Raw genomic sequence first — 7,301 nt, forward strand, 5'->3', positions numbered from 1 at the left:
GGGGGGGATGTTGTTGGGGGCCGCCCCCCCGCCGGGCGGTTGGGGCCGGGGCGCCCCCCCGCCCCGACACCACTGCGCTCGTCAACGGCGCAGCACCAGCCATGGCCGACTTGCCTGCGGGTGCCGTGTTGGGCGGCCTACTGCTTACGGACCCAAGCCACGGTCAGGCCTTTTTCGGTGACGGTGATGGGGCCGGGCTCCAGCCCCAGGCCGTCAAGGAGCGCCGTCTCCTGGGGGCGGAGCTGATGCAGCACCACTTCGCGCAGTGATTGCTCGGCCAGCGCGGGGGCGTAGGCGTTGAGCATCTCCATAGCGGAGGGCCTGAGCCCCGCCACCTCCAACCGCCCCAGCCTGATCTGGTGCGCCCGCAACGTGCGGTCGCTGGCCTCGTAGCGCAGGGCAAATTCCGCATCGAACGAACCTGGGTGGCTGCGGCGCAGCGCGGGGCCTGCGGCCTCCACATCCATGGTGGCGCCCAGCCGGTTCACGGCGGGCAACCTGCGCAGGCGCGGCGCCTGAAGCGTCAGCTCCAGCAGTCCAGCCAGAGGCACCGTGCGCGGAAACTTCTGTGCGAGCATGTCGCGCAGCTGCTCGGCAGACACTGCGTAGCCGGGCTGAGCCAGGGCACTGCGCGCCAGTCCCAGCGCGGCTCCCAGGCCAATCGCGCCCGCAACGACGGGGCCGCTGGCGGCGGTCAGGAACATGCGGCGTTGCAGCACGGCGATCACGGGGGGTGGGCCCAAGCGGCAAAAAGGGGGCTCAGCGCCCCACGACCGACCAGCCGGCCTTCTGGTTGGACTTGTCGTTTTCGTATTCCCAGGCGGTGCCACAGCGGTCGCACACATAGCGGGTGATGGTCACGTCGCCATGGTCGCGCGCTTCCTTGCGGTTGCCGCGCTGCACCAGCTCGGCATGGCCGGGGGCCTTGCGCCAGTTGCGCTGGATGCCCTGGCACGGCTCGCACAGGGCCATGGGCTTGAGTTCGTTCTGTCGTGCGCGGTGTTTGGTCATGGATGGGCGGGCGGCGGTGGGCCGCTAATGTACTGCAAGCGGCTGTGCGTCGGTTCGCTGGGCGCGCAGCCGGGCATGGGCCTGGCCCTGCCAGTCGGGCGGCTGCTGGTGCTTGGCTTGCAGATAGTGGTGCGTGAACACATCAAGGTACGCCTGCAGTGTCGCACCGGCGCGCATCTCGCCGGCCAGGTCCAGGCACAGCGCGGCCACTTCGGCGGTGCACAAATGGTCGCTGCGGTGGGAGCGGCGCAGCGGGTAGCGCGAGGTCTGCTCCGGCTGCAGGCTCAGCACCGGCAGTTGCGCCAGGTAGGGGCTTTTTCGGAACATCTTGCGCGCCTCGGCCCAGGTGGCGTCCAGCAGCACAAACAGCGGGCGCCGCCCCGGGGTGGCGGTGGGCAAGGCCACCTGCGTCACCACGCGCTCGGGTGCCACGAACTCGCCCGGGAAAACCACATACGGCGCCCACTGCGGGTCGGCCAGCAGGGCCAGCAGTGCCGGGTCGACTTCGGTTCGGGCCCAGCCGAATGCAAACGTGTCGGGCACCACATCGGCAATCAGCCAGCCGGTGTTGCTGGGCTTCAAGGGCTCGATGTCGGCCATCAGCAGGCACATGCCCGCGCGCGTGGGCACGGCGGGCTGCAACGCGCACAGGCAGTGGCTGGGCACCAGGCGGCAGCCGGGGCAGCGATCGCCCTTGATGCCGCCCCGGGCCAGGAAGGGCTTGGCACTGCGGGCCAGACGCGCTGCGCGCAGCCGCGCGACAGCGTGGGGCGCCGCGGGCACGCCGGATGGACCCGACCCTTCTTGCCGGAGCATCAGCCTGGCCCGCCCGAGCGCTCCAGCGCAAACGTGGGTACTTCGGCCTGGTGGCTGAGCCACACGCCGCCGCCCAGCTCCACAAAGCCCTCGCGCAGACCGCGCCGGTACAGCGCGGCGCGGTGGCGGAACACGCGGTTGTCGGTCAGGTGCTCGTCGATGATGTCCTGCTCATAGTCCTCGCGCGAGACGGCCTCCACATACAGCGCACCCCGGCTCAGGCGGCCCAGGTTGTGCAGCGCGGCTGTCAGGTCAGGGGGGCTCAGGTAGGGCAACACGCCCTGGCAGATGACGAGGTCAAACGGCGCGCTGGCCGCGTAGTCGACCACAGAGCCCTGCTGCCACCCGAAGCGCTCGCACAGGTACGGGCTGAATTCCACGCCCTGGTAGCTGGCGCCGGGAAAGTGCTTCTCGACAATGCCCTTCCACAGGCCGATGCCGCAGCCCACGTCCAGCACGCGCTGCACGGGCACGCGCAGGTACTTGAGGTAGCTGCAAACGAAATTGCCCAGCCGCTCCATGTGCTCCGGGTCCACCACGCTGGTTTTCTTGTCGAAATAAAAGCGCTGGTAATAGGCCTCGTCGAAGGTGGTGGCGCTGGCGGATTTCAAGGGGCGGTGTCCGGTGGTGAAGGCCGTGTGCAAAGGCGGCCGGGGCGCAGAGTATCCCCCATCCGCCGCGAGCAAACCGGTGACGACCCCCACCCCATCAAGCTCAGCGATGCGCAGGAAGACTTCCGGGTAGCCCAGGCCCGGCGCGCCAGCGTGCTGCTGGACTCACCGGGCTTCTCTGCCGTCATCGTGGCCACCAACGGCACCATGGCCCGCATGCACACCGTGCACCCGGCCACGTTTGTCGCGTTCAAGCGGTGGCTTGCAGGTCAACCCGACCGCGACCCGCTCAAGCGCAGGCGTGATGTGCTGCAGGCCGATGCGGTGCAGGTGTTGCTGGAGCAGTATTTGCCGCCCGGTTGAAAGCCAGGCCGCGCTCGGCAAACGCAATGGCCGAGCGCGACGATCCACACCTTGGGTCAGCCGCCAAGCAGTGGCTGCTTGCTTTGCAGCGCCAGCAACTCCCGCAGGGTCGTGCGGGCCGATGCGAACACGGTATCCGTGTTAACGTGCCATCCCTGTCCGCTGAAGGCTCTTGCCGGGGCGCAGCCCTGGTTTCACTTTCCTGTCCACCCGTCCCATTGCATGTCCAGCGGCATCCTGTACGGCCTGTCGGCCTATGTCCTGTGGGGGTTGTTTCCCCTGTTTTTCAAGCAGTTGCAGGCCGCAGCCGCCACCGAGGTCGTGCTGCACCGCATGGTGTGGTCGCTGGTGTTCGTGCTCATCGTGCTGGCAGCGCTGCGCCGCTTTGCCTGGCTGGCCGACGTGCGCCGCAACCCGGCCCTGCTGGGCAAGTTTGCGGTGTCGGCCGTGCTCTTGGCGGCCAACTGGCTCACCTACATCTGGGCGGTGAACAACGGCCATGTGCTGGATGCCAGCCTGGGCTACTTCATCCTGCCGCTGGTGAATGTGGCGCTGGGCTGTGTGTTTTTGCACGAACGCCCGCGCAAGGCGCAGTGGGTGGCCTTTGCGCTGGCCGCCACCGGCGTGTTGTGGATGGCCCTGCAAACCGGCCGCATGCCCTGGATTGCCCTGCTGCTGGCCCTGACGTTTGGCTTCTACGGCCTGATGCGCAAGGTGGCCGTGCTGGGCGCGCTGGAAGGCATGTCGCTAGAGACCATGCTGCTGGCCCCGCTGGCCATCGCCGCGCTGCTGTGGGGCAACCACACCGGCCAGCTACCCGCGCACGACAGCCGCACCTGGCTGTTCTTGGTCCTGAGCGGCCCGGTCACTGCCATTCCGCTCTTGCTGTTTGCCGCGGGCGCACGGCGCGTGCCGCTGTCCACCATGGGCTTTTTGCAGTACGTCACCCCGTCCATCCTGGCGCTGATGGGGGTGTTCCTGTACGGCGAAACCTTCAGTGGCCCGCGCGCCCTGGGGTTTGCGCTGATCTGGGTGGCGCTGGCGCTGTACAGCGCCGAAGGGCTGTGGGCAGGTCGTACCGCAGCAGGATCAAGGGCTGCAAGATAGCTGTGGCCTCAGCGGCAGCGCGCCACCCGCGCTGAGGGTGAGGAAAGCGCTTTGGGCAAGCGCAGGCGCGACGCTGATCCACAGCGCGGTTAGCCCGGATATTTCACCGTCCTCCGTAAAAACGATGACGGCATGGCCCTTTGAGTGCGCGTTTATCGAGGGGCGGTCTCAAATCTGAAGTGCAACACCCTCACCGAGGGTAATGTACACACATGGGAACGAGATACGAACACTTGCAGCCAGAAGACAGAGTGACGTTGGCATCGCTGCGCCAGCAGGGCTGGAGCATCAGGGCCATAGCCGGCCTTCAAGGCCGCAGCCCCAGCACCATCAGCCGTGAGTTGCGGCGCAACGCCTGCCATGGCGGTTACGCCAGCGCTCCTGCGCAGCGTCTGTGCCAGCAGCGGCGCATTCAGGCCAGGCCATGCCCCAAGCTGCACAGCTGCGGGGCTTTGTGGACTCTTGTCACCACCATGCTGAGCTGGCTGTGGTCGCCCCAGCAGATTGCACGCACACTTCAGCGCATGTATCCCCAAGAGCCGAGCATGCATGCCTCGCATGAGAGCATCTACACCGCCATCTATGCATACCCACGCGGTGAGTTGCGCCGCCAGCTCATCGCACTGCTGCGCCAAGGCAAGAGTACACGCCGCCCGCGTTCAGCAGGCTCTGATCGGCGTGGTCAGATTCCAGACATGGTCTCTATCCATGTTCGCCCGCCCGAGGTCAATGATCGCGTGATGCCGGGGCACTGGGAGGGGGATTTGATCAAGGGCGCTGGCAACAAGTCGGCGGTGGGTGTGCTGGTAGAGCGCTCAACGCGCTTGGTGCTGCTGTGCAAGATGCCTGACGCATCGGCCGAGAGTGCGCTGGCCGCGTTCACCAACAAGCTGCGCCAGATTGCACAGCCGATGCGCCAGACGCTCACCTACGACCAGGGCAAGGAGATGGCCCGGCACAAGGAACTCGCACAAGCCCTTGGCATGCGGGTGTACTTTTGTGATCCGCACAGCCCTTGGCAAAAAGGCAGTTGTGAGAATACGAATGGGCTGCTGCGCCAGTTCATGCCCAAGGGTACAGACCTGAGCGTGCATGACCAGGATGCGCTGGACTCCATGGCCGATCTGATGAACAACCGTCCTCGTCAGACGCTCGGCTGGGATTCTCCCTATCAGGCTTTTCAGCGATTCATGAAGGCTATCGCCGAGAAGAACTCCGCTACCATTCATTGAATATCAACCTGCGGTGTTGCACTTCAGATTTGAGACCGCCCATTGAAGAACGCTACAAGGCCAAACTCTGTGGGGAAAATGACGGCAAGTATTGGCTGACACAGGTGCTGGACGAATGCCAGGCGTATGACAAGCAGCCCGCCGACATCCTGGCTATGCGTGCCCAGCAGGCACAGAGCCGACCGTATGCCGACTGCAATTTCCTTCGAAAGCCGTTTCTTGAGGCCTGCCAACAAATTAGAGTTCTTTGAGAATTCCCGCAGCAACCTGCGTCAGTGCCCATAAGCTCGGGAGGCCAATCGGCACATGGCCAACCATCCGCCACCATAATGTGAAATACCAGCCCTTAGCCGGTTGGGATTTTTTTGCTCGTTTCGCTAGTGTTGGCGAGTTTCCGGCAAGCTATGGTCTTGAAAAGTTCGGCGGTGTTCGTGATCCAACCACAACAAGTTCGCTCCAGGCAAGCACCACAATCAGCCCATGAACTTCTTTGATCTGGCAACCACGGGGAGTACCCCATGGAAAAACGGCGGCGGCAGCACGCAGGAGCTGGCCTGCTGGCCCCCAGGGGCGGACATGAACCGCTTTGAGTGGCGGGTGAGTCTGGCGACCGTCGATCGGTCGGGGCCGTTCTCCGTGTTTCCGGGCATTGATCGTCAGATCATGCTGCTGGGCGGCGATGGCCTGCACCTGCGCGGCCCCGCGTGGGAGCACCGCCTGGAGCCGCGCTGGCAGCCCTTTGCGTTTTCGGGCGACGACGCGGTGGACGGGGCCATGCTGGGGGGCACATCCAAGGATTTCAATCTCATGCTGCGGCGGGGCGCGTGGCGCGGAGCGATGCGCATCGTGGCCGACGCCCAAGCGCCCGAGACCGCCGAGGCCGGCTTGGCCATGGTGCTGCAGGGCGAGTGGCTGTGGTCCGTGCCGGGGGCTGTGCCGCAGCGTTTGCGCGCCGGTCAGGGCCTGTGGTGGGCGGGGCAGGGCGACGCCACGCGCGGGCAGCTTGTGCCTGCCGACACCAGCACACCCACGGCTGCCTGTGCGGCGGTATGGATTGCACTGGAGCGTTGTGAAAGCCAAAACAATGAATCAAAAACGCCATCTGCGCGCGACGGGTAATCTTTTTAAGCTATCAATATAATAGCAATTGCATCTTGGTTGTTTCGGTGAATCCTTAGCAGGACGGCGCAGTGCAGGCGATGGCGGCGCGGAACGATCCGGCATGCGGCCACGGCGCTGACGGGATCGGACAGCCATTCCTGCGTGAACGCGGCCGAGGAACTGCTGATGCTCGAATACGCACAGCGCCTGTCGCGCCACCGGCGCAACGTGCTGGCCACCCCCGCGCACCCCGAGGTGGCCACCGCCATGACCCTGCAGGCCGTGCAGGGCGGGGCTCAGGCAGCGGGGCGCCTGGGCGGGGGCGGGGCGGCGGGCATTGCTGCAGGCCAGCCGGCCGACTGGGTGGTGCTGGACGCGCCGCATGTGGCTTTGCGTGGCCTGCCCGCGCCCGCCATGCTGTCGGCGCATGTGTTTGCCAGCCACCGCACGTCCGCCATCGACAGCGTCTGGACAGCCGGAACATGCCGCGTCACACAGGGCCGCCATGCTCCATGGCCGCTTCAAGGGCGGCCATATCACCCGCCACTAAGGCCGGCCAGGGCAGGGGGTGCATGCCATTGAGCTGGAGATGGCGCAATGCAGCTACAAGCAGGAAACCCTGCCGTTTGACTACCTGCCAGAGCTGGCGGCGCGCGTGCAGCCCCATTGGCAGCGCATGCTGAGCGCCGCGCTGGCGTTTGCCACGGCCGCATCCAAGGCGTGAGCCCTGCCAAATCGCAGGGCGTAACAAGCGCAGAGCTGCCCGTGCTTTTTGCGCAGCCACGCCCCGGCGGTTGCGTGCGGGCAGGGTGCCTGTGCGCTCCGTGCGGATCGCAACAAGGCTGCAGTCGCCTAGGAGCCTGTCGGACTTGGAGCGTCGAAAGCGAAAATCGGCGAGAGCGAGGACAGTTTTTGCCGGATTTGCAGCCCCATAGCCGAGCTATGGGGCAAAAAGGCGGTTATTGAGTCGGCACCTTTGAACTTGAACCAGCCGTTCGGGCTGAGCCTGTCGAAGCCTTGCGCAGAGCTTCGAACCGCATCAACGCATTCAAGTTGGTTG

General features: G+C 65.7%; 10 protein-coding genes and 2 pseudogenes. 7 read left to right on the plus strand and 5 right to left on the minus strand.

From position 1 onward, the window contains the following. Nucleotides 1–137 precede the first annotated feature (137 nt). Genes ACK543_RS02200 through ACK543_RS02215 form a run of 4 tightly spaced genes read right to left on the minus strand, consistent with a single transcriptional unit; the run spans nucleotide 138 to nucleotide 2,438 of the window. A complete protein-coding gene (locus ACK543_RS02200; protein ID WP_409941237.1) occupies nucleotides 138–719 on the minus strand; it encodes a DUF1439 domain-containing protein in 582 nt (193 codons plus the stop codon). A 40-nt stretch (nucleotides 720–759) separates the two neighbouring features. Continuing rightward, nucleotides 760–1,011, minus strand: a complete 252-nt coding sequence (locus ACK543_RS02205; protein WP_409941238.1) for a hypothetical protein — start codon at nucleotides 1,009–1,011, stop codon at nucleotides 760–762. A 24-nt stretch (nucleotides 1,012–1,035) separates the two neighbouring features. Then, a complete protein-coding gene (locus ACK543_RS02210; protein WP_409941239.1) occupies nucleotides 1,036–1,827 on the minus strand; it encodes a tRNA-uridine aminocarboxypropyltransferase in 792 nt (263 codons plus the stop codon). Beyond that, nucleotides 1,827–2,438 carry a class I SAM-dependent methyltransferase gene (locus ACK543_RS02215; protein WP_409941240.1) on the minus strand — a complete coding sequence of 204 codons (612 nt, stop codon included), beginning with the start codon at nucleotides 2,436–2,438 and terminating at the stop codon, nucleotides 1,827–1,829. The genes ACK543_RS02210 and ACK543_RS02215 overlap by 1 nt, the downstream gene beginning before the upstream one ends. Nucleotides 2,439–2,444: 6 nt before the next feature. On the opposite strand from ACK543_RS02215, the gene ACK543_RS02220 reads away from it, so the two are divergent. From ACK543_RS02220 to ACK543_RS02250, 7 genes and pseudogenes are all read left to right on the plus strand, one after another. Then, nucleotides 2,445–2,801 (plus strand): GSU2403 family nucleotidyltransferase fold protein, encoded by a 357-nt coding sequence (locus tag ACK543_RS02220; RefSeq protein WP_409941241.1) that lies wholly within the window; start codon nucleotides 2,445–2,447, stop codon nucleotides 2,799–2,801. Nucleotides 2,802–3,023: 222 nt separating this feature from the next. Continuing rightward, nucleotides 3,024–3,908, plus strand: a complete 885-nt coding sequence (gene rarD / locus ACK543_RS02225; RefSeq protein WP_409941242.1) for an EamA family transporter RarD — start codon at nucleotides 3,024–3,026, stop codon at nucleotides 3,906–3,908. Nucleotides 3,909–4,120: 212 nt separating this feature from the next. Continuing rightward, nucleotides 4,121–5,140, plus strand: coding sequence for an IS30 family transposase (locus ACK543_RS02230; protein ID WP_409941243.1), 1,020 nt, complete (start codon nucleotides 4,121–4,123; stop codon nucleotides 5,138–5,140). Then, nucleotides 5,137–5,391, plus strand: a complete 255-nt coding sequence (locus tag ACK543_RS02235; protein ID WP_409941244.1) for a hypothetical protein — start codon at nucleotides 5,137–5,139, stop codon at nucleotides 5,389–5,391. The genes ACK543_RS02230 and ACK543_RS02235 overlap by 4 nt, the downstream gene beginning before the upstream one ends. A 229-nt stretch (nucleotides 5,392–5,620) precedes the next feature. Further along, entirely contained in the window at nucleotides 5,621–6,259 is a 639-nt protein-coding gene (locus ACK543_RS02240; RefSeq protein WP_409941245.1) for a HutD family protein, read from the plus strand. 120 nt (nucleotides 6,260–6,379) lie between these two features. Beyond that, nucleotides 6,380–6,751, plus strand: a pseudogene (locus tag ACK543_RS02245) (formimidoylglutamate deiminase); the annotation flags it as partial. Further along, nucleotides 6,744–6,965, plus strand: a pseudogene (locus ACK543_RS02250) (N-formylglutamate amidohydrolase); the annotation flags it as partial. The pseudogenes ACK543_RS02245 and ACK543_RS02250, both read left to right, overlap by 8 nt. 128 nt (nucleotides 6,966–7,093) lie before the next feature. On the opposite strand, the gene ACK543_RS02255 reads toward ACK543_RS02250, so the two are convergent. Next, nucleotides 7,094–7,301: hypothetical protein (locus ACK543_RS02255; protein WP_409941246.1), on the minus strand; the 208-nt coding region annotated here is incomplete at its 5' end.

Origin of the sequence: Acidovorax sp., assembly GCF_046341535.1 — a bacterium.
Taxonomy (GTDB): Bacteria; Pseudomonadota; Gammaproteobacteria; order Burkholderiales; family Burkholderiaceae_C; genus Acidovorax.

What these genes read in the sequence shown, in the direction of transcription:
- ACK543_RS02240 (WP_409941245.1), top strand. Translation starts at nt 5,621, where the DNA reads ATGAACTTCTTTGATCTGGCAACCACGGGGAGTACCCCATGGAAAAAC.
- rarD (WP_409941242.1), top strand. Translation starts at nt 3,024, where the DNA reads ATGTCCAGCGGCATCCTGTACGGCCTGTCGGCCTATGTCCTGTGGGGG.
- ACK543_RS02230 (WP_409941243.1), top strand. Translation starts at nt 4,121, where the DNA reads ATGGGAACGAGATACGAACACTTGCAGCCAGAAGACAGAGTGACGTTG.
- ACK543_RS02210 (WP_409941239.1), bottom strand. Translation starts at nt 1,827, where the DNA reads ATGCTCCGGCAAGAAGGGTCGGGTCCATCCGGCGTGCCCGCGGCGCCC.
- ACK543_RS02205 (WP_409941238.1), bottom strand. Translation starts at nt 1,011, where the DNA reads ATGACCAAACACCGCGCACGACAGAACGAACTCAAGCCCATGGCCCTG.